22 protein-coding genes are annotated in these 26,765 nt (G+C 54.2%); 11 read left to right on the forward strand and 11 right to left on the reverse strand.

Annotation, left to right across the window (positions count from 1 at the left end):
* Positions 1-16: 16 nt before the first annotated feature.
* A complete protein-coding gene (locus ACPUC8_RS19675; RefSeq protein WP_494927130.1) occupies positions 17-1,459 on the reverse strand; it encodes a sensor histidine kinase in 1,443 nt (480 codons plus the stop codon).
* Positions 1,459-2,175 carry a response regulator transcription factor gene (locus tag ACPUC8_RS19680; RefSeq protein ID WP_039336999.1) on the reverse strand — a complete coding sequence of 239 codons (717 nt, stop codon included), beginning with the start codon at positions 2,173-2,175 and terminating at the stop codon, positions 1,459-1,461. The genes ACPUC8_RS19675 and ACPUC8_RS19680 overlap by 1 nt, the downstream gene beginning before the upstream one ends.
* A 152-nt stretch (positions 2,176-2,327) precedes the next feature.
* Here ACPUC8_RS19680 and ACPUC8_RS19685 point away from each other — a divergent pair, with 152 nt between their 5' ends.
* Genes ACPUC8_RS19685 through ACPUC8_RS19695 form a run of 3 tightly spaced genes read left to right on the forward strand, consistent with a single transcriptional unit; the run spans position 2,328 to position 3,988 of the window.
* Entirely contained in the window at positions 2,328-2,927 is a 600-nt protein-coding gene (locus ACPUC8_RS19685; RefSeq protein WP_494927117.1) for a cytochrome b/b6 domain-containing protein, read from the forward strand.
* 2 nt (positions 2,928-2,929) lie between these two features.
* Positions 2,930-3,718, forward strand: coding sequence for a molybdopterin-dependent oxidoreductase (locus tag ACPUC8_RS19690; protein WP_494927118.1), 789 nt, complete (start codon positions 2,930-2,932; stop codon positions 3,716-3,718).
* A gap of 30 nt (positions 3,719-3,748) precedes the next feature.
* Positions 3,749-3,988 (forward strand): pentapeptide MXKDX repeat protein, encoded by a 240-nt coding sequence (locus tag ACPUC8_RS19695; protein WP_494927119.1) that lies wholly within the window; start codon positions 3,749-3,751, stop codon positions 3,986-3,988.
* A 45-nt stretch (positions 3,989-4,033) separates the two neighbouring features.
* Here ACPUC8_RS19695 and ACPUC8_RS19700 read toward each other — a convergent pair whose 3' ends face one another.
* Both ACPUC8_RS19700 and ACPUC8_RS19705 read right to left on the reverse strand, forming a co-directional pair.
* Positions 4,034-4,519, reverse strand: a complete 486-nt coding sequence (locus ACPUC8_RS19700) for an RrF2 family transcriptional regulator (RefSeq protein ID WP_039336968.1) — start codon at positions 4,517-4,519, stop codon at positions 4,034-4,036.
* 174 nt (positions 4,520-4,693) lie between these two features.
* The gene (locus tag ACPUC8_RS19705) at positions 4,694-5,878 is read right to left on the reverse strand and encodes an MFS transporter (protein WP_494927120.1); all 1,185 of its coding nucleotides are present in this window, start codon (positions 5,876-5,878) and stop codon (positions 4,694-4,696) included.
* 156 nt (positions 5,879-6,034) lie between these two features.
* Between ACPUC8_RS19705 and tus the strand changes: the two genes are divergently transcribed.
* Positions 6,035-6,961, forward strand: coding sequence for a DNA replication terminus site-binding protein (gene tus, locus ACPUC8_RS19710; protein WP_494927121.1), 927 nt, complete (start codon positions 6,035-6,037; stop codon positions 6,959-6,961).
* A 328-nt stretch (positions 6,962-7,289) separates the two neighbouring features.
* Here tus and fumC read toward each other — a convergent pair whose 3' ends face one another.
* A complete protein-coding gene (gene fumC / locus ACPUC8_RS19715; protein ID WP_039333599.1) occupies positions 7,290-8,687 on the reverse strand; it encodes a class II fumarate hydratase in 1,398 nt (465 codons plus the stop codon).
* Positions 8,688-8,884: 197 nt separating this feature from the next.
* Between fumC and manA the strand changes: the two genes are divergently transcribed.
* Together manA and ACPUC8_RS19725 are read left to right on the forward strand one after the other, a co-directional pair.
* Complete coding sequence (manA, locus tag ACPUC8_RS19720) at positions 8,885-10,060, forward strand: mannose-6-phosphate isomerase (RefSeq protein WP_494927122.1); 1,176 nt, start codon at positions 8,885-8,887, stop codon at positions 10,058-10,060.
* A 128-nt stretch (positions 10,061-10,188) separates the two neighbouring features.
* Positions 10,189-11,688, forward strand: coding sequence for a YdgA family protein (locus ACPUC8_RS19725; RefSeq protein WP_494927123.1), 1,500 nt, complete (start codon positions 10,189-10,191; stop codon positions 11,686-11,688).
* A gap of 123 nt (positions 11,689-11,811) precedes the next feature.
* Here the strand turns inward: ACPUC8_RS19725 and malI are convergent, their stop codons facing one another.
* Positions 11,812-12,837 carry a Mal regulon transcriptional regulator MalI gene (malI, locus tag ACPUC8_RS19730; RefSeq protein WP_058972658.1) on the reverse strand — a complete coding sequence of 342 codons (1,026 nt, stop codon included), beginning with the start codon at positions 12,835-12,837 and terminating at the stop codon, positions 11,812-11,814.
* Between the two features lie 179 nt (positions 12,838-13,016).
* Between malI and malX the strand changes: the two genes are divergently transcribed.
* The 3 genes from malX to add all read left to right on the forward strand — a co-directional run bounded on the left by malX (position 13,017) and on the right by add (position 16,898).
* Entirely contained in the window at positions 13,017-14,606 is a 1,590-nt protein-coding gene (gene malX, locus ACPUC8_RS19735) for a maltose/glucose-specific PTS transporter subunit IIBC (protein ID WP_494927124.1), read from the forward strand.
* A gap of 5 nt (positions 14,607-14,611) precedes the next feature.
* Positions 14,612-15,781 (forward strand): MalY/PatB family protein, encoded by a 1,170-nt coding sequence (locus ACPUC8_RS19740; RefSeq protein WP_494927125.1) that lies wholly within the window; start codon positions 14,612-14,614, stop codon positions 15,779-15,781.
* 118 nt (positions 15,782-15,899) lie between these two features.
* Positions 15,900-16,898, forward strand: coding sequence for an adenosine deaminase (add, locus tag ACPUC8_RS19745; protein WP_494927126.1), 999 nt, complete (start codon positions 15,900-15,902; stop codon positions 16,896-16,898).
* Between the two features lie 143 nt (positions 16,899-17,041).
* Here the strand turns inward: add and ACPUC8_RS19750 are convergent, their stop codons facing one another.
* The 5 genes from ACPUC8_RS19750 to ACPUC8_RS19770 form a co-directional block, all read right to left on the reverse strand.
* Positions 17,042-18,082 carry an oxidoreductase gene (locus tag ACPUC8_RS19750; protein ID WP_039330997.1) on the reverse strand — a complete coding sequence of 347 codons (1,041 nt, stop codon included), beginning with the start codon at positions 18,080-18,082 and terminating at the stop codon, positions 17,042-17,044.
* Positions 18,083-18,159: 77 nt separating this feature from the next.
* Positions 18,160-19,077 (reverse strand): arabinose operon transcriptional regulator AraC, encoded by a 918-nt coding sequence (gene araC / locus ACPUC8_RS19755; protein WP_039330998.1) that lies wholly within the window; start codon positions 19,075-19,077, stop codon positions 18,160-18,162.
* 61 nt (positions 19,078-19,138) lie between these two features.
* On the reverse strand, positions 19,139-20,125 hold the full coding sequence (araH, locus tag ACPUC8_RS19760; protein ID WP_039330999.1) for an L-arabinose ABC transporter permease AraH: 987 nt from the start codon (positions 20,123-20,125) through the stop codon (positions 19,139-19,141).
* Between the two features lie 17 nt (positions 20,126-20,142).
* Positions 20,143-21,666 carry an L-arabinose ABC transporter ATP-binding protein AraG gene (gene araG, locus ACPUC8_RS19765; RefSeq protein ID WP_039331000.1) on the reverse strand — a complete coding sequence of 508 codons (1,524 nt, stop codon included), beginning with the start codon at positions 21,664-21,666 and terminating at the stop codon, positions 20,143-20,145.
* Between the two features lie 166 nt (positions 21,667-21,832).
* Positions 21,833-22,816, reverse strand: coding sequence for an arabinose ABC transporter substrate-binding protein (locus ACPUC8_RS19770; RefSeq protein WP_039331001.1), 984 nt, complete (start codon positions 22,814-22,816; stop codon positions 21,833-21,835).
* Positions 22,817-23,182: 366 nt separating this feature from the next.
* On the opposite strand from ACPUC8_RS19770, the gene ACPUC8_RS19775 reads away from it, so the two are divergent.
* Both ACPUC8_RS19775 and araA read left to right on the forward strand, forming a co-directional pair.
* Positions 23,183-24,859 carry a ribulokinase gene (locus tag ACPUC8_RS19775; protein ID WP_058973613.1) on the forward strand — a complete coding sequence of 559 codons (1,677 nt, stop codon included), beginning with the start codon at positions 23,183-23,185 and terminating at the stop codon, positions 24,857-24,859.
* A gap of 10 nt (positions 24,860-24,869) precedes the next feature.
* A complete protein-coding gene (araA, locus tag ACPUC8_RS19780; protein ID WP_494927127.1) occupies positions 24,870-26,360 on the forward strand; it encodes an L-arabinose isomerase in 1,491 nt (496 codons plus the stop codon).
* Positions 26,361-26,765: the final 405 nt, after the last annotated feature.

Here is a 26,765-nt window from a genome sequence, read left to right on the forward strand (position 1 = left end):
GCGTGGCCGCCTTTTTTTATAGCGGAACGAAGAGTTGGAAGCAGGCACCAGGTGCGGGTTTTAGCGCAATGTCTCCGCGATGCAATTGCAACATACGCCGGACAATCACCAGCCCTAATCCCCCATTGTCACGGCGATTCGGATCGATGATGGAGGGACGTTCAAACAGCGTCTGGCTGACTTCCGGGGAAATGCCGGGACCGTTATCTTCCAGCTCCATCATCACTTTTTGATCCTCAAGCCATAGACGCAGAATGATTTTCCCACCCGACGGCGTATGGCGGATCGCGTTATCGACCAGATTAGTCAGGACACGCTCAATCATCGACATATCCGCGTCAACCAAAGGCAAACCCGTCTCAATATCCACAGTTAAATGAAGACTGGATTTCTCTAACGCCAGCTCAAATTTCTGGATCACATCCTGAACCAGGTCTGGCAACGAAAAGCGTTCATATTGTGGCGTGACAACGCCATGTTCAAGGCGGGCTAACTCAAACAGCTGCTGGGCCAGCATGCCGACTTTTTCGCTCTGGGTGAGCGCGATTTGCAGGTATCGACTCCGTTCCGCCTCGGTTAAGCTGCTGGCTTTCACTGAAAGCGTCTCCAGATAGCCCTGAATCGACATCAGCGGTGTACGTAAGTCATGCGAAATGTTGGCGACAAATTCACGACGCTGCTGATCTTTCAACTCCAGCTTCTCGACCTGTAAGGCAATACGCTTGGCCATATCAATAAACGCATTGTGTAATTGAGCGACTTCATCATGCTGTGGTGAATGGGGTTCTGCGGCAAGAAGGTATAGCGCATCTTCACCCGCAGTCACTTTTTGTGTGAGTTTTCGCACCGGTCTCGTCACCCAATAGTAGGCAACCGCTCCAGCCACCAATCCCAGCAGGACGATCACCACCACTGACCAAAGCATCGCGCTGCGCAGTACAGATAATTTCACCCCTTGCTGAAGAGATTGATAATTTTCCCCCTGCAAAATCACATACAGATAACCCTCTGTGCTGTTGCCATTAAGGATTGGCGCGACGCTGAACACTTTATGGGTGGATGTGGAACGAGGATCGTCACCATAGACGGGCAGCGGCCCCCCATCCAGCAACTTTTGCAGGGGCTGGACGTCAACACGATCACGGTGCACATGCCCTGCTGGCGCATCATTGGCCAGGATACGCCCCTGTGCATCCAAAAGATAAACTTCAACGCTGGGGTTATAGGACATCATCTGGCCAAAGAGCTGTTTCAGGGCCGGGCCATCGGTATTCCCGGCATTCATCAACACACTGCTTTTGGCGATGGACGCCGCCAGATCTCGCGACAAGTTCTGGATCATCGCGTCGCTATACTGCTGGCGATTATTGTCTTGAATCAACAGGATAAGCGCGCTGCTGATTAGCAGCATCAGCGCGAAGACCAGCGTTAATCGTTGGGTGAGCGACAGGCGCTTCATCAAGCATTGCCTCCCTCATCGGGCACCATAAACTTGTAGCCCTGTCCCCAAACGGTGAGTATCCAGCGTGGTTCCGCCGGGGTGGCTTCAATTTTCAGGCGCAAGCGATTGATATGCGTATTCACCGTGTGTTCATAGCCTTCATGCTGATAGCCCCACACCAGATTCAACAAGCTGAGTCGTGAGAAGACCTTCCCCGGATGACGGGCAAAATGGTAAAGCAACTCGAACTCGCGCGGCGTTAACTCAATCGGCGTCTGTGCTAATTTGACTTCACGCGCGACGGGATCAATGCTCAGGCTGCCAAGGCGAAGATTCCCTGCGTCCTGACGGAGATTCTGGCTCATCGCTTCCTGGCGACGGAACAGCGCTTTAACCCGCGCCACCAGTTCCAGCATGGAGAAAGGCTTCGTCAGATAGTCATCCGCGCCCAGTTCAAGACCCAGTACTCGATGCACCTCACTGGCTCGCGCACTGATCATCACTATCGGCGTGTAATGCGGCAAGTTACGCGCACGGCGACAGAGTTCCAGCCCATCCACACCGGGCAACATAATGTCAAAAATCAGCGCATCCCAGCGCTGGCTTTCCAGCAGTTGACTGCCTTTGTCGCCATCCGCTGCATGAGTAATATCAAAGCCTTCATCGCGCAAGTGAATGTGCAACAGCTCTGCGATATTCCCATCGTCCTCAACAATTAAGATTTTCTTAGCCATGTTTGCCGCCTCAATGAACATCCTTTTCATCTTATACAGATTCGACTTCGCGAGTTATCACATTTTGTTTAACTCTGCGTGAGGACTCTGTGATCAATCGCGACGCAAAATCTCTCCATTCCAAACGGCATAGCGGTAGAAGGAGAAAAATAATGAAAAGCCACAACCATAAAAATATTCATCCGCTTTGGCTAAGAGCCACTCACTGGATAAATGCCGTTGCGATGGTGATAATGATTTTTAGCGGCTGGCGAATTTATAATGCTTCACCGTTATTTCCGTTCTCCTTCCCAAATGAATACACCTTGGGTGGTTGGTTAGGTGGCGCGTTACAGTGGCATTTCGCTGCAATGTGGCTGTTTGCCGCCAATGGCGTTTTATATCTCACGTTGAATATCATCAGCGGGCGTTTTCGCCAACGATTCATGCCATTGAGCCTCCCTCAATTATGGCAGGATGGAATCTCTGCATTGCGAGGGCATCTCAGCCATCACGATTTAAGCCAATATAATATGGTGCAGAAGTTCGCCTATTTATTGGTCGTTATTGACAGCATGCTATTAGCGGTTTCAGGCTTGGTACTGTGGAAGTCAGTGCAGTTTCCTTTCCTGCGAAACATATTAGGTGGCTATGACACCGCACGTTTCATCCACTTTTTTGCCATGGCCTTTTTATGCGCTTTTGTTGTTATTCATATAGTCATGGTAGCGCTGGTGCCTAAAACGTTATTACTGATGATGCGTGGACGTTAAAAATGACAAATAAAAATATTCAGCCTTCAGCCAGTGATAAAGAAGCTTTGGTTAAGGAAGCGACAACCCTGCTGGCGAAACAATTGTCAGGGCATTCACGACGCCATTTTCTGCGTATGGGCTTAACCGTGGGCGGCGTAGCCATGCTGAGCGGGTGTGACATTGATAATAATCCAGACGTCGAAAATGTGTTAAGTCGGATGTCGCGTTTTAATGATCGTATTCAGGGATGGCTTTTCAGCGGTTATAAAATGGCACCTGAATATACACTGCAGGATATCACCCGTCCTTTTCCGTTTAATGCTTTTTACGGCGAAGAGGATATCCCGCAAATTAACGGTGATGATTATCAGTTGCAGATTGGTGGACTGGTACGTGATAAGCGCAGTTGGCGACTGCCAGAGTTATATCAATTATCACAACATGAACAAATCACGCGCCATATTTGCGTCGAAGGATGGAGTGCCATTGGTCGCTGGGGCGGCGTACGCTTCAGTGACTTCCTGCAATTAATTGGTGCAGACACCAAAGCAAAATATGTCAGTTTCCGTTGTGCGGATGACTATTACACCAGCATTGATATGGCATCGGCGCTCCATCCGCAAACGTTATTGGCTTTAACCTGGGATGGCCGCATATTACCGACGAAATATGGTTATCCCATGAAACTGCGTATCCCAACCAAACTGGGCTACAAAAATCCGAAACACATTATTTCAATAGAAATCACCAACCGCTTTACCGGTGGCTACTGGGAAGACCAGGGCTATAACTGGTTTGGCGGCAGTTAATCTCCCCTAAAACCCTGTAAGGAAATGAAGATGAAAAAGATTATTGCAACGCTATTCACTGGCGCACTGTTGATGGCTGCTACAGGTGCTTATGCCGCTGACACTATGGCGAAAGATGGCATGCAAAATGAAAGCGCGATGTCCCACGACGGCATGAAGAAAGACAGTATGAAAAAACCGATGAAAAAACATGACGGGATGAAGAAGGACGGCATGGGAAAAGACGGTATGGCAAAAGATGAAATGTCTAAGGATGGGATGTCAAAATAAGTAACTGGGTTACCGGGTTTATGCCCGGTAACCGTTTGGTTAACCTCAGCGAGATTTTTTGCAGAGATCTTCGATTTCAAGATCGGGCAGTTCTTCGCAGCTGCTGGTGTCATGTTTCTTCAGTTCAGCCAGTGCATCTGCCACTGTGCGCGTTTCCAGCACTTTCAGTGAGGCCTCTTCCGCCTCTTCCGCAATCGATTTGAAGTACCAGCACAAGTTAGCACTGACCAGGCAACGGGGTGCCACATCGGGACGCGAAGCCCAGAGCTTTTTATCTTCAATGACCGAGGTATAGATATCACGCAGCGTGATCTCCGCAGCAGGGCGACCGAGATGAATCGAACCGGTACGGCCAAGCGTAGAGACGATGATGCCATCGCGCGTTAACGGAACCATAAGTTTCCGAATGAAACTGGGGTTCGCTTCAAGACCATAAGCCAGTATGGCACTGGTCGAGCGTTTACCCAGTTGCTCCGCCATCGCTACGCTCAAAACCATCTGCAAAGCTGTCGGGAAGCGGTAATCTAGCATTTCTGTATCCTGAGTTGCGGTCTATCTTATTGTTTTTATGCCGCGGCAGTGAGTAATCAATGAGCAATAAATATAACAAACACTGTTGCTTTTTAGAAGCCAGCGACTGTGATCAAGGCACGTATTCATCATTTGATCAGGCAGAAGCGCACAGGCTGCTTAGTTTACGGCTCGCTATGATGCTTGCGGGTCAAGCGGGGGCAATTTGTGCTTCAGCACCCAGACTAACAGCACATTCGTCAACGCCAACAGGCACAGCAACCAGAGTGTCGCGTTCGCCCCGAATTGCTGAAAAATGTAACCGCCTACCAACGGCGTTAACGCCTGGCCAATCAGTGCTGGACGCGCCATGCGCCCTACCACAATCGCGTAAGCCTCTGGTTTGACCATTACCAGCGGTAAAGTTCCGCGCACAATCGCACGTAAACCATTTCCCGCGCCGTAAAGCACCATACTCACCAGCGCAAACTGTGGATAGCACGTCAGTAATATCAACCCTATCGCCACTAATCCCACGGAAAAAAACGTTGTCCAGATAGGATGCCCGCGTTTGAAAGCGATATCGACAATGCGCGACCCAACCTGGCACGGGCCCAAAATGGCGCTGATCGCTAACGCGGCCGTCAGCGAATGACCGCTAGCCTGCAACAGGCTGATCAACTGCACCGAAATGGCCGTCATGATCACCGAAGCGAGGGTGAAAATGCTGCATAGCAACCAAAACAGCGCGGGCGCCAGTTCATCTCGCCCGGCACCTTTATTCGCGGCTGTTGTCATGGTGGATCGCGTGGGCGCGGGCAGCGCATAGAAATAGGCCGGTAATACGGCGAGACACAACAATCCGGCAATGGCAAAACACGCGCCGCGCCAGTCCAGCCAGTGAATCAGCAACGCAGTACCCGGCCACACCAGCGAGGTACAAAAACCGGAAATCAGCGTAATACCGGTGATCGCCCCTCGCGCCTGCCCGCCATACAACGTACCGAGGGTAGCAAACAGCGAATCATACAGGCCCATCGCCATCCCGATACCGATAATCAGCCAGGCTAAGAGAAACAGCAGCAGATGGTGGCTCAACCCCATGATCACCAGCCCTATCGCCATCACCGCCCCGCTGGATGCCAGCAACACCCGCCCATAAGAGCCTGAAATCAGTCTGCCGCTCAACGGTGCCAGCAAGCCCGATACCAAAATACCCAGCGACAGCGCGCCGTAGACCCACTGCTGCGACCAGCCGGTTTCTGCCACAATTGGGTTGGCCATCACGGCCATCAGGTAAAATGATCCGCCCCATGACAGGATTTGCACCAGTCCCAGAGTGACAATGGCAGATACAGCAGGCTTAGGGTGATGCTCCACGACTTTTTTCCATTAGCAGGCAAAGCATTGTTATAACACGTTAATCCTACTGGAAAAATGTCTGTGTGCCCTGCTTCGCGAAATCCGGTTTTTCAGCTGGCAGATCGGCACCAATTGGTTTAACGTTAATGGTATGTTGTAACTATGGAGCGTAACATGAGCCGCTATGACTTAGTCGCCGATCTGCATGAGTGCGTCAATACCCTGGAGTTGAGTCTCAGTACCCTGCGCCAGCAGGTGGAACAGCAACCGCTGTTGATCGCGCGCGCGTTTAGCCTGCCTGAAATTGAGAAAGGCCATGAGAATGATGAGATTGATCGAATTGCAGTGACACAGCATCTCGGCCAGAAAGCGCGTGACATGGCGCTTACCCATTATTGCCGTCTGTTTATGCAGGATCAGTCGGAGAAACTCAGTACCAAATCCGCTGTGCGTTTGCCAGGTGCGATCTGCATTGAAGCAGATGAAGCCACCAGCGAACACATCAGCCAGCAGGTGGCGGATATCAATGCCCTGAAACTGCGCCTTGAGCACTTGATTACCGTCGAGTCTGGCCTACCGAGCGAAGCGCGCTTTGAGTTTGTTCACCAGCATCTGCGCGGTTTAATTACCTTGAATGCCTATCGTAGCGTCACCTTGCTGCATGCACCGGACAGTCTGCGTTTTGGTTGGGCGAATAAGAATATCATCAAAAACCTCACGCGCGAGGCGGTGGTAGAGCAACTGGAACGCAGTCTCAAAGCCAACCGCGCCCAAGCCCCGTGGACACGCGAGCAGTGGGCCGAGAAAGTGCAGCAGGAGCTGGAGATGATCCTGTCCTTGCCTGCTGGCGCTAAGCTAAAAATTAAACGACCGGTCAAAGTCCAACCCATCGCTCGTGTCTGGCGCGCCAGTAATAAAAAGCAGGTGCAACTCGCCTGCCCTTCACCGCTGCTGGTGCTGTGTCGCGATAAGACGCAGGTGCCGATTTTGGGGGAATTACTGGATTACGATGCTGAAAACGTCGCACATCGCTATAAACCGCTGGCGCAACCGCTGCATTTGGTGATCCCACGGCTGCATTTATGGAGCGACCGGCTGTAAGTTGGAAATTACAGTGTGAATGCATGCGTAATGCTTGTCGGTTAAACGACTGAAGATAACGCAGTCTGGAGTCACATGGTGGCTGGCGGTCCTCACGCCGCTAACGCGGTACCTTCACTTCACTCGTCTGCCTTACGGACCGGTGCCGATGGAACATCCATGTTCCAACGCCACCTTTCGCCCGCGTCCTGCGGGCTCTCCTGGCATACTCACGCCGTTCAGCGCTGCGGATGCCTGCCTCCATGCGCCCCCAGCCTGCTCATCGGCTTGGGTGTGTGTTGTCAAAAAGGGCACATTATCTAAGGCCAGCCTTGCGCTGGCATACACATTATTGCTTCATGCTGCCAACCATCTCTTCCGGTCGCACCCACTCGTCAAACTGCTCTTCCGTCAGATAGCCGAGTTTCAGTGCAGAGCCTTTCAGCGTCAGCCCCTCTTTGTGCGCTTTCTTGGCGATTTCTGCCGCTTTGTCATAGCCGATATGGGTATTCAGCGCGGTCACCAGCATCAGTGATTCATTGAGTAGCTGATCGATGCGCTCACGCACCGGTTCGATACCCACGGCGCAATGGTGATTGAAGCTGTCCATACCATCAGCCAACAGGCGAATCGATTGCAGGAAATTGTGGATCACCATCGGGCGGAACACGTTCAATTCAAAGTTACCGGACGCGCCACCAATGTTCACCGCCACATCATTACCCATTACCTGGCAGCACAACATGGTCAGGGCTTCACACTGCGTCGGGTTTACCTTACCCGGCATGATTGAGCTACCCGGTTCGTTCTCGGGGATAGCCAGTTCGCCAATGCCGCAACGTGGACCCGAGGCTAACCAACGGACGTCATTAGCAATTTTCATCAATGACGCGGCCAGACCTTTCAGCGCACCGTGCGCATGCACCAGCGCATCACAGGTCGCTAAGGCTTCAAACTTGTTGGGTGCCGTCACGAAAGGCTGCTGAGTCAGGTCGGCCAAGGCTTTCGCCACGCGCACAGCATATTCTGGATGAGTATTGAGTCCAGTACCCACGGCAGTGCCGCCCAGCGCCAGTTCAGCCACGTGAGGAATGCTGTGTTCGATGTGCTTGAGGTTGTGTTCCAGCATCGCTACCCAGCCAGAAATCTCCTGGCCCAGTGTTAATGGTGTGGCGTCTTGCAGGTGGGTACGACCAATTTTGACGATGTCTTTAAAGGCTTCAGACTTCTCGCTCAGGGTCTTTTTCAGCACATGAATCTGCGGAATCAGCTGCTCCCGCACGGCGATGACCGCGGCCACGTGCATGGCGGTGGGGAACACGTCATTGGAGCTTTGGCTCTTGTTGACGTCATCGTTTGGATGCACCAAACGTGACATGCCACGCTCGCCGCCAAGAATTTCACTGGCGCGGTTGGCCAGCACTTCATTCATATTCATGTTGGTCTGGGTACCGGAACCGGTCTGCCAGATCGCCAGCGGAAACTCTTCACTGTGTTTATCGGCTAACACTTCGTCAGCAGCTTTCAAAATCGCGTCTGCACGTTCCGCTGGTAGCAGGCCGAGATCGCGGTTAACCTGCGCCGCCGCGCGCTTGGTCAACGCCAGTGCGTGCACCAGCGCGACCGGCATTTTCTCGGTGGAAATACGGAAATGCTCCAGCGATCGCTGGGTTTGTGCGCCCCATAACTTATCTGCCGGTACTTCGATCGGTCCCATTGAATCTTTTTCAATGCGATTAGCTGCCATGACTACGTCTCCTTAGCTCAGATTTTGAGGTTTCCGCTCAGGTCGTCTTCCCGCGACGCCAATGAGCGAGCAAGATTGTCACATACAAGAAATTAACATTATGCGAGCCTGTCGCGCTTATTGCACTTGTTGATGTATTTTCTATGGCACTTTCTGCTTTAATAAGCCTATTTACTTACGGTTATTAAGGGTAAACGATGCAAAAATTGAACAATTCGCTGCAAAATTACGCTTGGGGCAGCAAAACTGCACTGACCGAACTTTATGGCATTGCCAATCCGCAAGGATTGCCGATGGCGGAACTGTGGATGGGTGCCCATCCGAAAAGCCCTTCGACAGTTGAAATCAACGGAGCAACCCGTTCCCTGCGCGATGTCATCAATGACGATCAGGCGAGCGTGCTGGGTAAAGCGGTGGCGGATCGCTTTGGCGAGTTACCCTTTCTGTTTAAAGTACTGTGCGCCGATCAAGCCCTCTCCATTCAGGTTCACCCGAGTAAATCCGCCGCAGAAGCAGGCTTTGCTCGTGAAAATGCCGCCGGAATTCCACTCAGCGCCGCCGAGCGCAACTACAAAGACGCCAACCATAAACCTGAACTGGTCTATGCCCTGACACCGTTTCAGGCGATGAACGGCTTCCGTGAAATGCATGAGTTGGTTTCATTGCTGGAGCCTGTTGCGGGCGCGCATCCGCAGATTGCCCATTTCCTGGAAAATGCCAATGAAGACACCCTCGCGAAGCTATTTGCTACGCTGCTGTCACTGAAAGGTGACGCGAAGTCACTGGCCTTAGGGGTGTTAAAATCGGCGCTGAATTCACGCGAAGGCGAGCCGTGGCAGACCATCAAATTGATCGCGCATGATTACCCGGACGACACCGGCCTGTTCTCCCCGCTGTTGTTGAATGTGATTACCCTGCAACCGGGCCAGGCGATGTTTCTGTTTGCCGAAACGCCGCATGCTTATCTCAAAGGCGTTGCGCTGGAAGTAATGGCGAACTCCGATAACGTGCTGCGTGCAGGTTTGACGCCGAAATTTATCGATATTCCCGAATTGATGGCGAATCTGAAGTTTGAGGCCAAACCGGCTGCGACGCTGCTGACGCAACCGCAGCAACAGGGCGATACCCTCAACTTCCCGATCCCGGTCGACGATTTTGCCTTTGCCATCCACGCACTTTCCGCCACGCCACAATCTCTGGCGCAACAGAGTGCTGCTCTGCTGTTCTGTATTGAGGGTCAGGCAGTGGTAGAGAAATCAGGGGAGCAGCTGGTATTAAAACCGGGTGAATCTTGCTTTATCGCCGCGAGCGAGTCACCGGTTAATGTCGCGGGCACCGGACGGCTGGCGCGCGTCTTCAACGCGCTCCACTGATTCGGCTGACGCTGCCAGCATTAACTGCTATTCTTTCAAACTATTAATTTAAAACGCCTGCGGGCGTTTTTCTTCACTCGGCGCCCCTCATAACGGCGTGCGGACCCAAGGATAAGGACGACTCAGCGATGAAAAAGACCAAGGTAGCCGTAGGTGTGATTGTAGCGCTCGGTGTGATCTGGACAGGTGCTTCCTGGTTTACCGGCAAGCAGCTGGAAAGCCACATGGATCAGATGTTACAAAACGCCAACACGCAGTTGAATGCCTATGCACCGAACAGCCGCCTGACCCTCAGCTATCAGGACTATCAACGCGGTGTCTTTAGCAGCAAAACCAAGCTGGTGATTCAGGCCAGCTCGCAAACGGAAGATAATCCGCTGCTGAAGCCGGGTCAAAGCATCGTGCTGAATGAAACCATCGATCACGGCCCCTTCCCGTTTGCCCAACTGAAGCGTGGCAGCCTGATCCCCAGCATGGCATCGGTTCATACCGAGCTGGAAAACACCGATGCAGTGAAGAAACTGTTTGAACTGACTAACGGCAAATCACTGGTCACCGCCGATACGCGTGTCGGCTACAGCGGCGCAACGGATACCGCGCTGGATCTGCTGGCCGTAGACTACAACAACGCGCAGACTGGCGATCGCCTTGCCACCAATGGCGGCACGCTGGAGATCAGTGCAGACAGCAAAGGTGACAAAGTCAGCCTGAATGGCGACTTCTCCAGCATTGCCGTCACCAGCAAAAATCAGGTTGAGCAGCCGGTCCTGTTCACCCTCAACGGCCTGAAGTTGAATGGCGATACCCATCTTAGCCCGGAAGGTGTGCGCGTCGGCGATCAGTCCATCAGTCTGGATAAACTCAACGCCAGCATCAACGGCCAGGAAGGTTTGTCACTGGAGAAGCTGGATACCAAGTCATCCTTTGATAACAAAGACGGCAAGATCGGCGGCAATCTGGATGTGAATGTCGGCAACATCAGCCTGCAAAAACAGCCGTTTGGCGAAGCGAAACTAGCGATGAAGTTTTCGCAGTTTGACGCGCAGGCAGTGAAAACCTTCTCGGATAACTACAACGCGCAGAAGCAGGCATTGCTGAATCAGCCTGGCGTGACGGAAGATCCGGTGCGCTATCAGGCCAGTGTACAAAACATCCTGAAAGCGAACCTGCCGACCCTGTTAAAAGGCTCGCCAAATATCAGCATTGCGCCACTGAGCTGGAAAAATGACAAAGGGGAAAGCACCTTCAACCTCACTATCGGTTTCAACGATCCAGCCACTGTGACCGGTGAAGCCCAGAACCTCGGTGCCGCCGTTGACCGCGTATTGAAATCGCTGGATGGCAAACTGAACATCAATATGCCAATGGCAACCGAAACCATGCGCCATGTCGGCCTGGCAGAAGGTTATCAGGGTGATGATGCGCAGAAACTGGCGGATCAGCAGGTGAAAGGGCTCGCGGCAATGGGACAGATGTTCCGTCTGACACAGCAGCAGGATGACAACATCACCACCAGCCTGCAGTATGGCAACGGCCAGGTGACGATGAACGGTGACAAGATGTCGCTGGAGCAGTTCCTGTCACGCTATATGCTGGGCGCACAGACCAGTGAAGGCATGCCGGAGTAAGTTGCTTCCAGGTGCGCATGAATGCGCACCTGACGAAAAACGCGCACGATCGTCGAAGGGTCGCCATGAATGGTGACCCTCATGCGATTAACTGGCAAACACTGCACCATTAATCTCGCCTCCTCAACCCCCGCGCACTAACAGCGGCGGCACAATCAAGGTTTGCACGTCCTCTTCCGGATGCAACAAGCGCTGCAATATTCGTTCAGCCGCACGACGGCCAACTTCCCTCGCCTCGCTACTGACAAAGGTTAAAGAGCCATCACAGGATTCGCGTTGCGGATCATCATTGAAGCCCACCAGCGCCATCTTTTGCGTGAAATAACTGTCGACCGCGTCTTCCCCCAACGAGCGACCACTGTGCAACGCGCCAAAATAGCAACCAAGCGTGGTGCTGGCATTATGGGCAATGATGGCAGTGATGCGCGGATGGTGATGCAGCAGGTCCTGTGTCAATGTCGAGACACTCTGTTGGCGTTCGTCACACTCGATGATCCAGTCGGCACGAAACGGCAATCCGTATTGCACTAAGGTGGCACAATAGCCGCCAATCCTCTCGGCGCGGGTTAAGGATGAACCCAATCCCCCCACCCACGCGATGCGCTGATGGCCCTGGCGAATCAGATATTCAGTCGCGATACGTGCGGCCTGGCTGTTGTCCGGACGCAGCGAATCCACCTTATCCAGGCTGCTGGCACGGGCCGCGCAGATCAAAGCAATGTTCTGCTCCCGTGCCTGCACAATTAACGTCTCCGCCTGCGCCACCGCGCCGCCAAGCACAATGCCATCGGCACCCTGCGCCGCCAGGGAATCGAAACAGCGCTGCAGATTTTGCCCATGCTGACCACTTTGCGTCAGCACTAACACTTTACCCTGCGCCTCAAGGACTTCACTCAGACCGGCGGTCATCGCGGCATAAAAGGGTTGGCTGAGATCGCGTACGATCAGGCCAATCACCCCGCTCTCCCCACCGCGCAAAATCGATGCTGAACGGTTACGCACATAGCCGAGTTGCTCAATCGCCTGGTTCACCCGCTCCGCCGTCGCCGACGAGATGCGCCCTTTACCTGAGAGCACCAGCGAGACAGTAGAGACCGATACCCCGGCAGCCTGTGCGACATCGTGGATAGTGGTTTTTTGCTGGGACATCGCGTTCCGTTTCCAACAACTGATGAAGAAACAAAGAGGTAAAACGTTACACTGATTTCTGCAAAAATAAAGCCCAGCATTAGTCATGCTTTGTGACTATAAACACAAAAACGCTTGATAAAACGTTTTATCATTGTTTACCTAATTGATTACTTACCCCCTTTTTGCCAGGAGAGACTATGTCCGCCAGCCGACCCAAAATGTCACTTTGGGAATTTTTCCAGAGTTTGGGTAAAACCTTTATGTTACCTGTTGCCCTGCTGTCGTTCTGCGGCATCCTGCTGGGGATAGGCAGCTCACTTAGCAGCCATGATGTGCTGACGCTGATCCCGATGCTCGATCAGCCACTGCTGCAGTATCTGTTTATCTGGATGGCCAAGCTGGGCTCATTTGCCTTCAGCTACTTGCCGGTCATGTTCGCGATTGCTATCCCGCTGGGCATGGCGCGAGAGAATAAAGGCGTGGCCGCCTTCGCCGGTTTTGTCGGTTATGCCGTGCTCAACCTCAGCGTCAACTTCTGGCTGAACATCAATGGCATTTTGCCTACCACTGATGCGGCCGTGCTGAAAGCCAATAACGTACAGAACATTCTCGGCATTCAGTCGATCGACACCGGTATTCTCGGCGCGGTGATTGTGGGTGTGGTGGTGTTTTGGCTGCATGAGCGCTTCCACAATATCCGTCTGCCAGACGCACTGGCCTTCTTTGGCGGCACGCGTTTTGTACCGATTGTGACCACGGTGGTGATGGGCCTGCTGGGCCTGGTGGTGCCATTGATCTGGCCATTCTTTGCCCGTGCGATAACCGGTTTAGGTTGGGTCATTAACAGCGCAGGTGAATTTGGTCCGATGATCTTCGGTACCGGCGAACGTTTACTGCTGCCCTTCGGTCTGCAACATATTCTGGTGGCAATCATCCGTTTCACTGATGCCGGCGGCACCCTGGACGTGTGCGGCAAAAGTGTCAGCGGCGCGTTGACCATATTCCAGGCACAGTTAGCCTGCCCAGAGACCCATGGCTTTGCCGAGAGTGCCACGCGCTTCCTGTCGCAAGGCAAGATGCCAGCCTTCCTCGGTGGATTGCCGGGTGCGGCGCTGGCGATTTATCACTGCGCCCGTCCTGAGAATCGTCATAAAATTAAAGGATTGCTGATCTCTGGCGTGGTGGCCTGCGTGGTCGGTGGCACTACCGAACCGATTGAATTCCTGTTCCTGTTTGTCGCGCCCGTGTTGTACTTAATCCATGCGCTGCTGACTGGTTTAGGTTTTACCGTGATGGCAATCCTCGGCGTGACTATTGGTAATACCGACGGCAACGTCATCGACTTCTTCGTATTCGGCGTGCTGCACGGCCTCTCCACGAAGTGGTATTGGGTGCCGGTGATCGCTGCCGTGTGGTTTGTCGGTTATTACGCGATTTTCCGTTTCGCCATCACTCGCTTCAATATCAAAACCCCTGGCCGAGAAGCAGAAACCAGCAGTGTTGAACAACAGGTGAGTCGTGCTGGCGTGGGGAAATCCGGTTACAACACACCGGCTATGCTGGCGGCACTGGGTGGCATTGAAAACATCACTTCGCTGGATAACTGCCTGACCCGCCTGCGCTTGTCCATCGTGGACATGAGCAAAGTGGATGATGCCGCGTTGAAAGCCAATGGTGCGATTGGCGTGGTCCATCTCAATCAAACCAGTTTGCAAGTGGTGATTGGCCCGCAAGTCCAGTCGGTGAAAGATGAGATGGCACACCTGATGAGCACCTCGGTGGCATGATGGATATGTTCAATTTTAATCGTGTGGTGGATCGCCACGGCAGTTGGTGTACACAGTGGGATTTTGTTGCTGACCGCTTCGGCGTGGCGGATCTGCTGCCTTTCACCATCTCAGATATGGATTTCGCGACCGCGCCCTGCATTCTTGATGCCCTGCAACAGCGTGTGGCACACGGTGTGTTTGGCTACAGCCGCTGGCAGCATGATGATTTCCTCGCTGCCCTGCAGCACTGGATGCAGCGCCGCTTTAGCACAACCGTCGCCGCCGAGTCACTGGTCTACGGCCCGTCGGTGATCTACATGGTGGCGCAGATGCTGCGCCACTGGACCCAGCCCGGTGACGAAGTGCTGATCCATACGCCAGCTTACGATGCGTTCTACAACACCATCAACGGCAACCAGCGCCGCGTGCTGGAACTGCCTCTACAGCGTCAGGGCAACAGCTGGCTCTGTGATATGGCTCAGTTGGAGACATTGCTGGCGCGGCCGCAATGCAAAGTGATGCTGCTGTGCAGCCCACACAATCCTACTGGCAAAGTATGGCAGAAGGCGGAATTGCAGCAGATGTCCTCGCTGTGCGAACGTTACGGTGTGAAGGTGATCAGCGACGAGATCCATATGGATATGGTGCTTGGCTCGGAGCGCCATACGCCGTGGAGCGAGGTGGCGCAGTCCGGATGGGCGTTGTTCACCTCTGCATCTAAGAGCTTCAATATTCCGGCGCTGACCGGGGCCTGGGGCATCATCCCAGATGCCACCGATCGCCAGGCGTGGTTCCACGCGCTCAAACAGCAGGATGGTTTGTCGTCTCCGGCGGTGATGGCCGTCGCTGCTACCATCGCAGCCTATCGTGAGGGTGCGCCCTGGCTCGATGCTCTGCGGGACTACCTGAAGCAGAATATGCAGCATATTGCCCTGCGGCTGAATGGCGCATTTCCGGATCTCGACTGGCAGCCGCCTGCGGCAACCTATCTGGCATGGATTGACCTTAATCCCCTCGGTATTGATGAGCAGGCCCTGCAACAGCAGTTAATCCATCACTACAAGGTGGCGATCATGCCGGGTTCTACTTATGGCGAAGCCAGCCGAGGGTATTTGCGTCTAAATGCTGGCTGCCCGCGCAGCAAGCTGGATGAGGGTCTGGATCGTTTGCTGGCGGCTTTACACGCCAGTTAATAGCCTGTGGATGCTGATTATTTCAGCATCCCTTTCTCGCTTTGCGCAAATCACTGGCGCTGTTGCGCAAGATGTTTTTATAATGCTCTGCACTTTATGTAACTTTAGCGAGTGCGACATGATTGACCTGAAACTCCCCCTGACTGACATCCACCGCCATCTTGATGGCAACATCCGCGCACAAACTATTCTTGATTTAGGCCGCCAGTTTAATCTTGCTCTGCCTGCTCATACCCTCGACGAACTGCGTCCGCACGTGCAAGTCACCGCCAACGAACCGGATTTGGTTAGCTTCCTGCAAAAACTGGATTGGGGCGTAAAAGTTTTAGGCGATCTCGATGCCTGTCGCCGCATTGCGCTGGAAAACGTCGAAGATGCCGCCCGTGCAGGTATTCACTACGCAGAACTGCGCTTTTCGCCGGGTTATATGGCCATGACCCACAATCTGCCAATTGCCGGTGTGGTTGAAGCCGTCATTGATGGTGTGCGTGCAGGCGCAAAACAGTATGGTGTGGATGTCAATCTGATCGGCATCATGAGCCGCACCTTCGGTGATGAAGCCTGTCTGCGTGAACTGGAAGGTTTACTGGCACACCGTGATGGCATCACGGCGGTGGATCTGGCAGGAGACGAGTTAGGTTTCCCAGGCAGTGAGTTCCTCAGTCATTTCAATCGCGCCCGTGACGCCGGTTTCCGTATTACTGTGCACGCCGGTGAAGCCGCTGGTCCAGAAAGCATCTGGCAGGCCATTCGTGAGCTGGGTGCCGAGCGTATCGGCCACGGTGTGAAAGCGATTGAAGATCGTGCGCTGATGGATTTCCTCGCCGAGCAGCGCATTGGCGTGGAGTCATGCCTCACGTCAAACATTCAGACCAGCACCGTTGCCTCACTGGCCACCCATCCGCTGAAAGCCTTCCTGCAGCATGGCATTCTCGCCACCATCAATACGGATGATCCTGCAGTTCAGGGTGTGGAACTGGCACATGAGTATCAGGTTGCAGCACCGCAGGCAGGGTTAACCGCCGCAGAGATGCGTCAGGCACAGGAAAATGGCGTGACCATTGCCTTCCTGAGTGATACAGAGAAAGCGGCGCTGCGAGCACGCGTCGCGGGATAAATAATAAGGTGCGCAAAAATGCGCACCTTACAATATTGGGCCACCCTAAAAGGTGATTATCCCAATCTGCGCATCATAAATTGTACGGTCACCATTTATGGTGACCGTTTCAATCAACGCACAGCCTGTATCAGGTTATCCTGTTACTTCAGCGACATCGTCTGGCGCTTCTCGGCAGACTGCAGACCCAGTTCGATCAGCTCCATCACCTGAATTGCCTCTTCAGCCTCGACCGGGTTTGCTCCGGTGCCAGCAATCGCATCACGAATGCCTGCATAGTAGGCTGGATAGTTGCCCGGCAGCGTTAACAGCTCTTTTTCCACCATCACATCGCCTTCCGCCAGTGTCAGTGTGCCGTTGCGCATGTCGTAGCCCCAGTCCTCACGCGGTGGACGTTCGCCCGCTTTCAGACGATCTTCCTGCGGGTCCAGGCCATATTTCACGTAGCTCCCACGCGTGCCGTGCACCACGAAACGCGCTGACTCAGCCGCCACCAACATGCTGGCGTGCAGCACCACGCGGCGGGTAGGATAGGTCAGTACCGCATGGAAGTAGTCGGTGGTTTGTGCGCCTGGGCGCAGCTCGGCCATATCCACATTGATCGCCACCGGTGGACCAAACAGCTGCAGCGCCTGGTCCAGCACATGCGGCCCCAGATCAAACCAGATACCGCTGCCCGGCCCTTTCATCTCACGCCAGCGCTGACGCACTTCAGGACGGAAACGGTCAAAATGGGATTCCAGATAACGCACGTCGCCCAGCGTACCGTCCGCCAGTAAGGTTTTCAGCGTCAGGAAATCGCTGTCCCAACGACGGTTGTGGAATACCGACAGCAGCAGCCCTTTGGCTTTGGCTAACGCGTCCAGTTCACGCGCTTGTGACAACGTCACGGTAAACGGTTTATCGACAACCACATGCTTACCGGCATTGAGCGCTGCTTTTGCCAGCGGGAAGTGGGTATCGTTCGGGGTAGGAATTACAATCAGTTGCAGTGTCGGGTCATCCAGCAACGCTTGCGGATCCGCCACCACCTGCACCGATGGCCAGTCAGCGTGCACTTTGCTGGCATCGCTGCTGGAGATCGCGGCCAGTTCAACACCCGGCGTTCCAGCGATCAAAGGTGCATGGAAGGTTTTACTGGCAAAGCCGTAGCCCATCAGGCCGACACGTAATTTATCGCTCATTCTCATTCCTCTTGTTCGTTACCAGACTGATTTAAGACGAATCAGTCAGTAAGAACAAGGTGGAATCACCTGAAAACTCAGGAGATCGCACTCCGTGCCGATTGCCAGCTCTCCTGAGCCACTAAAGCATCGTGTGCATCCTGGCTACGCCGACGGAAATCACTGGGGCTGACACCCACCCGTTTGCGGAACACGCGAGAGAAATAGAGTTGGTCGTCATAACCCACTTCACGACCGACCGAGGCAATCGGTTCCTGGGTAGTTTGCAGCAGCAACTTGGCGCGGATAACGCGCTGATCCTCGCGCCAGCGCAGCAAGTTGATGCCCATTTGCTCACGGAACAGATGCGCCAGCCGCGAAGGCGATAAACAGACATGCCGTGCCACTTCCTCAATTTTGACTTCACTCGCCAGATGATTGGTGACGTACTGGCAGGCCTCAATCACGCGAGGATCGCGGATTTGCTGATGGCTCCGTGGGTCCTCTTCCACGGCACGCAGCAGCAACCGTTCGAGCAGATTCATTGCCAGTTCTTCCGCAAAGCGACGCCCCGAATTGTGCGTTTGCTCGATACTGGCAAACAGGCGATCGAATTCAGCACGCTGCGCTTCGGACAGGCGTAAGCGCCCTACGCCCTGACTCTCATCCTGCCACTGCAGCCAGTCGGTCCAGTAAGCGCGTGGGCGGAAATAAACCCAGCGATGGAACCAACAAGGGCTGTCCGGGGAACGGCCATAGTAGTGCGGCGTTTTTGGCTGGAACAGCAGCAGGTCACCCGGCTCACAATCAAAAGCCGATTCACCATCAAATACCCGCCCCTGACCTTTGATGGTCAGATTCAGGATGTAGCCCTTCATACCCAGAGGGCGGTCAATAAAGAAATCCAACTGATCGTTGGCATTAATTGGCGTCAGCCCCGCCACCAGCCAGGCGTTGAACGGGTAGCCCGGTAATAAGGGGTTCTGCTGCTCATTTGGCGGTTCACGATGGTACATAGTGCCCTCACTGAAACGTAATTTGCGGGCGGCCTGGAGGCCGCCGCTACAGAATCCAGCATTAGATCGCTTTATTTTTCTGTTTGTAGCGGTCAAAAATCACCGCCGCTAACAGTATCAAACCGCGCACCACATACTGTGAGAACGGCGAGATATTCAATAAATTCATCGCATTCTCAACCGTGCCTAAAATCAGTACCCCGGCCACCACATAGGAAATTTTGCCGATGCCGCCTTTCAGTGATACTCCGCCGAGCACACACGCAGAGATCACAATCAACTCATAGCCCAGCGATGTCATCGGCTGGCCGCTGGTCATACGTGATGCCAGAATAATACCCGCGGCTGCCGACACCAGACCTGACAAAATGAAGATGATGATGCGCGTGCGCACCACCGGCACCCCTGCCAGTCTCGCCGCCTCCTCATTGCCGCCGATCGCCAGCGTATTGCGTCCAAAGGTGGTTTTGTTGAGCAGGAAACCAAACACAATCATGGTCGCAATGGTGAGCCAGATGGGGGCCGGCACACCCAACCAGTTGGCGTAGCCGAGAGTGAAGAAACGTTCATCTTCAATACCCACCGCTTTACCATCCGAGAAGATGTACGCCAGGCCGCGCACAATCTGCATGGTCGCCAGGGTGGTGATCAACGCATTGATCTTTAGCCGGGCAATCACAAAACCGTTGATAAACCCGGTGGCCATGCCCAGCAGCAAACCCGCTGCCACGCCAATCCACAGGCTTTCCGTCATGTTGATCACGACAGCGGTGACCACGCCAGCGCAGGCGATCACGGAGGCGACAGACAAGTCGAAATCGCCGGAAGCGAGGCAGAATAGCATGCCGCACGCCACCATACCCGACATCGACATCGCAAGACCCAGCCCTTTCATGTTGATCAGTGAACCAAAATTCGGCACAAAGATGGCGCAGACGATAAACAGCAGCGCAAACACCACCAGCATGCCGAAGTTGTCCCAAATCCGCCCCAGTTGCAGGCCATGGCGCTGCGCGGGTGGCGTGTTGGAAGTGGTAGATGAAGCCATTATTGCTCTCCTTTACATCAGGCCACGGCGGCCGCTTGAGTGGTTTTCGGCATCGCCAGGCTCAGCGTCAGCTGTTCCGTGGCCGCATCGTGTGTGAGTTCACCGGCAATTTCCCCTTCGCGCATCACAATGATGCGGTCCGCTAATCCCATCACTTCGGGCAGATCGCTGGAGGCAAACAGCACCGCGATCCCTTTATTGGCCAGCTGATAAATCAGGTTGTAGATTTCGTGTTTAGCGCCGACATCAATACCGCGCGTCGGCTCATCCAGCAGGATCACGTTCATCTCTTCCGACAACCAGCGGCCCAGGATCGCCTTCTGCTGGTTGCCACCGGAGAGATTCATGATCAGCTGTTGCGGGCCGGGGGTTTTGATGTTGAGCGAACGGATGTGGATATCGGCGTTTTTCGCTTCCCAACTGGCATTAATCAGACAACCGGCGGTGAGATTGTGGCGACGCGCGCTGATGTTGATGTTGTCTCGCACCGAGTGCACCGGAATGATGCCTTCGGTCTTACGATCTTCCGGGCACAACATGATCCCGGCGCGAATGGCATCAATCGGCTGGCGAATGTTGAGCTGTTTGCCATCCAGCGTCACCGTACCGCCACGCAATTTGGTGGCGCCAAACAGCCCTTTCATCAATTCGCTGCGTCCGGCACCGACCAGCCCAAACAAACCGACAATTTCACCGGCTCTTACCTGGAGGGAAATCGGCATACGCACGCCCTTCGCTTCGACGTTTTCCAGCTGCAGGCGTACCTTGCCGAGCGCGCGGGGTGCGTAGCCGTAGATATCGCCGAGATTGCGCCCTACCATCGCCTGCACCAAATCATCGTGATCGGTATTTTTCATGTCGGTAAACGTGCGCACATAGCGGCCATCTTTGAACACCGTAATGGCATCGCTCAGGGCAAAGATCTCCTCCATACGGTGAGATACGTACAGCACCGTGCGGCCTTGGTCGCGCAGTTGTCGGATCACACGGAACAGATGCTCAATTTCACGAGCCGAGAGCGAACTGGTCGGCTCATCAAACGCGATAATGCGCGCGTTACGGGCCAGCGCTTTCGCAATCTCTACCATCTGCCACTGCCCCAACGACAGATATTTCAAAGGCATATCCGGATCGATATCCATGCCGAGGTTCTTAAGCTGTAAATCGGCCTCGTAGCGCAGCAGCTTACGATTAACCAAGCCACGTTTGTGCGGCAGTTGGCCGAGATAGATATTCTCCGCGACGCTCATTTCCGGCACCAGATGCAGTTCCTGGTAAATAATCGCCACGCCCGCATCCAACGCCTCAACGGTGTTGTTGAAGGTTTTCACCTCCCCTTTAATACGGATTTCACCCTCTGTGGGCTGATAGCTGCCGCTCAAAATCTTTAACAGCGTCGATTTCCCGGCACCGTTTTCGCCCATCAGCGCGTGCACTTCCCCGGCGCGGCACTGGAATGAGATGTCCTGCAGCGCTTTCACGCCGGGAAAGGTTTTGCAAATGCCATGAAAAGAGAGAAAAGCGGAATCAGTGCTATTCATGGAAACTCCTGAATCATGCTGGATCTCAGGTGCGCATGAATGCGCACCCTACACATATCGCGTTCGTCATTCGTAAGCTCGCCTTTAACAGCGACCTCAATCGGTTCACATATCGCGTTCATCATTTGCCATTCGTAGGGTCGCCATTAATGGCGACCTCCATCAATTACATCAGCCCTTTCTTCGCCAACTCAGTTTTAAAGTTGTCGCGGGTGATCAGCACTACGTCTGTGACTTCGGTAAATTTCGGTGGCTCTTCACCTTTGGTCACCCAGTTGTAGAGCATCTGGCTGCTCTTATAACCGTGCACATCCGGGCTAGGCAGCAGCGATCCGTAGAATCCGGTGGGTGCGCCTTTTGACAGTTCACTGACCGCATCCACGCCGTTGATACCAATGCCAATCACGTCAGGGGCTTTAAAGCCTTGCCCCTCCGTCGCACGCACGCCGCCCAACACGGTGTTGTCATTCATGCCGACAATCAGCCAGTGTTTGACTTCTGGATGCTGCACCAACAGCGAGTTACCGGCATCAAAGGCGCCAGGAATATCATTCGATTTGGTGGGTACCTGATAGATCTGTTTTTCCGGGAAGCCGGCTGCTTTCAACGCATCCATCGAGCCGCCAGTACGACGACGCGCGGTATCCAGTTCGTTTGCAGTGATCGCCATCACGCCGGTCTCTTTCACATCCCAACCGCGTTTTTGCATCTCTTTATACAGCTCCTGCCCCTGACGCTCGCCAATCTTGGTCGCGGCCATCATCACCAGCGGCACGGTATCCATTGGCTTGCCTTTAGCAGTGACGAACTGGTCATCTACCGCGATGACTTTCAGGCCATAACCACGCGCTTTGGCGGCAATGGCGGAGCCTAACTTGGGATCGGGCGTGCAGATCACGAAACCTTTGGCACCGCTCGCCGCCAGGCTATCGATGGCATTCAGCGTTTTTTCGCCATCCGGTACCGCGATTTTGATGACCTCAAAGCCGAGATCTTTGCCCGCTTTGTCGGCGAATTTCCATTCAGTCTGGAACCAAGGTTCCTCCGGTTGTTTAACGAGGAAACCGAGTTTCATGGTCTCGGCGATAGCGGATTGTGACATAACCGCGGCGAGACCTACCGCCGCCAGCGCTTTAGTGAATTTATGCATGATGCTCTCCGGCACAATGGTGTTTTATCGCTGTTAATAACGAATCGGTGTAAACGCTACCAATCAGATTTCACGTTCGGGTACAGCGCAAAATCAGCGCGTTAGCTCAAGGTTTGTACAAAGGCTGTGCAAACGCTGGGCTAGTTGTAGCGGGAATGGAAAGGAAAAATGTAGAGCGGTATCACATCCCAAAACGATGACAAAATCCTCCATATATTCAGCGAAATTAACCAGTCATTAACTTTTGCTGCCGATCACACATCCTCGTCGATAGCAGAAAAGTGCATGTTCTCAGCCAGCGATGACTAACCGCTTAAACAGCCGCATTCCAGGATAGAGCCAGATAACTCACACAGGAGAATCCCAATGGGTGCTGGCGCCATAACAATTGGGCTGGATTTTGGCAGTGACTCGGTGCGTGCCCTCGCCGTGGAGTGCCACAGTGGTAAAGAGCTGGAAAAAGCCGTGGTGAACTATCCACGCTGGGCGAAGGGTGATTTCTGCGATGCGCACGCCAATCGCTTTCGCCATCATCCACAAGACTATATTGATGCGTTAGAACAGGCGGTAGTCGCGGTAGTGCAAGCGTTATCACCGCAACAGCGTGCAGCTGTGGTCGGCATCGGCGTGGATTCTACGGGTTCCACCCCCGCACCGATTGATCGAGACGGCCAGGTTCTGGCGTTAAGACCGGAATTCGCCACCAACCCGAATGCCATGTTCGTATTGTGGAAAGATCACACCGCTATCGAAGAAGCGGAAGAAATTAACCAGCTGTGCCGTAACGGTCATTTCACTGATTACACCCGCTACATTGGCGGTGTGTACTCATCGGAGTGGTTCTGGGCCAAGATTCTGCATGTGTCACGCAGCGATGCTGCAGTGCGTGATGCGGCAGTGTCTTGGGTGGAACTGTGCGACTGGGTGCCCGCTTTGCTGAGCGGCAACACGGCGCCAGCGCAGCTGCGTCGTGGACGCTGCGCCGCCGGTCACAAATCGCTTTGGCATCCTGAATGGGGTGGCTTACCACCCGCCGATTTTTTCCGCGCCCTCGATCCACTGCTGGTTGAGCAACTCGATTCTCCGCTGTTTACCGATACCTATACCGCCGATGTGCCGGTCGGCACGCTCTCTGCTGAGTGGTCGCAGCGTTTGGGATTATCGCAACAGGTGATCCTGTCTGGCGGCGCATTTGATTGCCACATGGGAGCGGTAGGCGCGGGCGCACAGCCTTATACCTTGGTGAAGGTGATTGGCACTTCCACCTGCGACATCCTGATAGCTGATAGCGAAAAAGTCGGTGACCGCGCGATTAAAGGTATTTGCGGCCAGGTAGACGGCAGCGTGATGCCGGGTGCTATCGGCTGTGAGGCGGGCCAGTCCGCATTTGGCGATATATACGCCTGGTTTAGTCGCCTGCTCGGCTGGCCATTGCAGCAGGCCGTGGCGCGTCATCCCGAATTACAACCTCAGCTAGCCGCAATGCAACAGGATTTAATCCGCTCATTGACCGAAGCCTGGGCCGCCGATCCGCAGCTTGATCATCTGCCGGTGATCCTTGACTGGTTCAACGGTCGCCGCACCCCAGATGCCAATCAGCGTTTGAAAGGAGTGATCACCGACCTGAATCTGGGTACCGATGCTCCCGCACTGTTTGGCGGCCTGGTTGCCGCCACCGCTTTTGGCGCACGCGCCATTATGGAGTGTTTCGAACAGCAGCAGATCCCGGTGGAGAGCATCCTGACACTCGGCGGTATTGCACGTAAATCCCCCGCCATCATGCAGGCGTGCTGCGATGTGATGAACCGACCCTTGGATATTGTCGCCTCCGATGAGTGCTGCGCTTTAGGTGCGGCCATTTTTGCCGCCGTGGCTGCCGGCGTGCATGCCGATGTACCTGCTGCCCAGCAGGTGATGGCCAGCCCCATTGCGGTGACATTGCAGCCCAACAGCCTGCGCGTAGCGGGCTATCAGCAACTTTATCAACGTTATCAAAACTGGTGCCAGGCTGCTGAACCGCAGTACGCCGCATCCGCCAAGTAAGGAGCAGTAAATGGAACAGAACGTTTGGTTTGTGATTGGTACTCAGCACCTCTACGGAGCGGAAACCTTGCGCCAGGTGGAGCAGCACGCCCGCCAGGTAATGGACGGCCTGAATCAGGCAGGTAATTTACCGGTGCCGCTGGTGTTGAAACCGTTGGTGAAATCTCCAGATGAAGCGCTCGCGCTGTGCCGCGAAGCCAATCACGATAATCAATGCGCCGGTATCATTACCTGGTTGCATACTTTCTCTCCCGCCAAGATGTGGATTGGCGGCCTGAGCATCCTGAATAAACCGCTGCTGCAATTCCATACCCAGTTTAACGCGGAGATTCCGTGGGACAGCATGGATATGGATTTTATGAACCTCAACCAAACCGCGCACGGCGGCCGTGAGTTTGGCTTTATAGGCGCACGTATGGGACTGCAGCACAGCGTGGTGACCGGCCACTGGCAGGATAAAACCAGCCAGCAACGCATCGCGCGCTGGATCAACGCCGCACTGGCCAGGCAGGCCAGTCAGCAGCTGAAAGTGGCGCGCTTCGGCGACAATATGCGTGAAGTGGCCGTTACCGAAGGCGATAAAGTCGCCGCACAGATTCAGTTCGGCTATTCGGTCAATGGCTGGGGTGTCGGCGATCTGGTCGAGGTGGTGAATAGCGTGAGCGAGGGGGAAGTGAGTGCGCTGATCGACGAGTATGAGAGTCAGTATCTGTTCAGCGATGCCGCATCAGTTAATGGCGATAAGCGCCAGAACGTATTGGATGCCGCACGCATCGAACTGGGGTTAAAACGTTTCCTCGACGATGAAGGCTGTAAAGCGTTCACTACCAACTTCCAGACTTTGCATGGCATGACACAGTTGCCCGGTTTAGCGGTACAGCGCCTGATGGGTCAGGGTTATGGTTTTGCAGGTGAAGGTGACTGGAAAACGGCTGCACTGCTGCACATCCTGAAAGTCCAGGCCGGGAACCGTGCCGGTGGTACCTCGTTTATGGAGGATTACACCTACCACTTCTCACCGGGCAACGATCTGGTGTTAGGTTCGCATATGCTGGAAGTGTGTCCATCGATTGCTAAAGAGTCCAAGCCGTTAATTGACGTGCAGTTCCTTGGCATCGGCGGCAAATCTGACCCCGCGCGCATGATCTTTTCAACGCCAGCAGGTCGTGCGGTGAATGCCAGCGTGATCGATATGGGGGATCGCTTCCGTCTGCTGGTGAATGTAGTCGATGCCATTGAACAGCCAAAACCGCTGCCGAAATTGCCGGTTGCCCGCGCGCTGTGGCGTGCACAACCCTCGCTGGCGACCGCGTCTGAAGCCTGGATTTTGGCGGGCGGTGCCCATCATACGGTGTTTAGTCAGGCCTTAGATCTGGACGATATGTACCTGTACGGCGAGCTGAACGGCATTGAAGTGCTAGTGATCGATGAAGAGACACGTTTGCCCGCGTTTAAAGACGCACTGCGCTGGAACGAGGCGTATTACCGACTGGCACGGTGATACGGTGATACGGTGATACGGTGATACGGTGATTTGATAAATGAAGCCGCGAAAGATTCGCGGCTTTTTATTGGTTAAACCGTGCTGGTCAGTCAACAAAGGCGGGCGTTGCGTAAAGTCGGCGTGAATACATCCCTGTAGCCTCGACCGCCGCATCCCTGCGGCGGACGCTTTACTCCACTGCCCGCCTTTGTTTCGTTACTGAAAATCTCGTGCGTTTTGCTAAGTCATAAAAACCTGCCAGGAACGTCAACACGATCTCGGGCCACAGCAATAACCATGCTTAAAGCCCCGTAAAGGCCATCCCGAAGAGCAAAGCGTCCGCCGCCGGGATGCGGCGGCCGATCTGCATGGATGCGAGATTCCTTTGCGATCGGGCTGGCCTTTATGGGGCCGTGCACGATA

The organism is Pantoea sp. CFCC18177 (genome assembly GCF_059412425.1).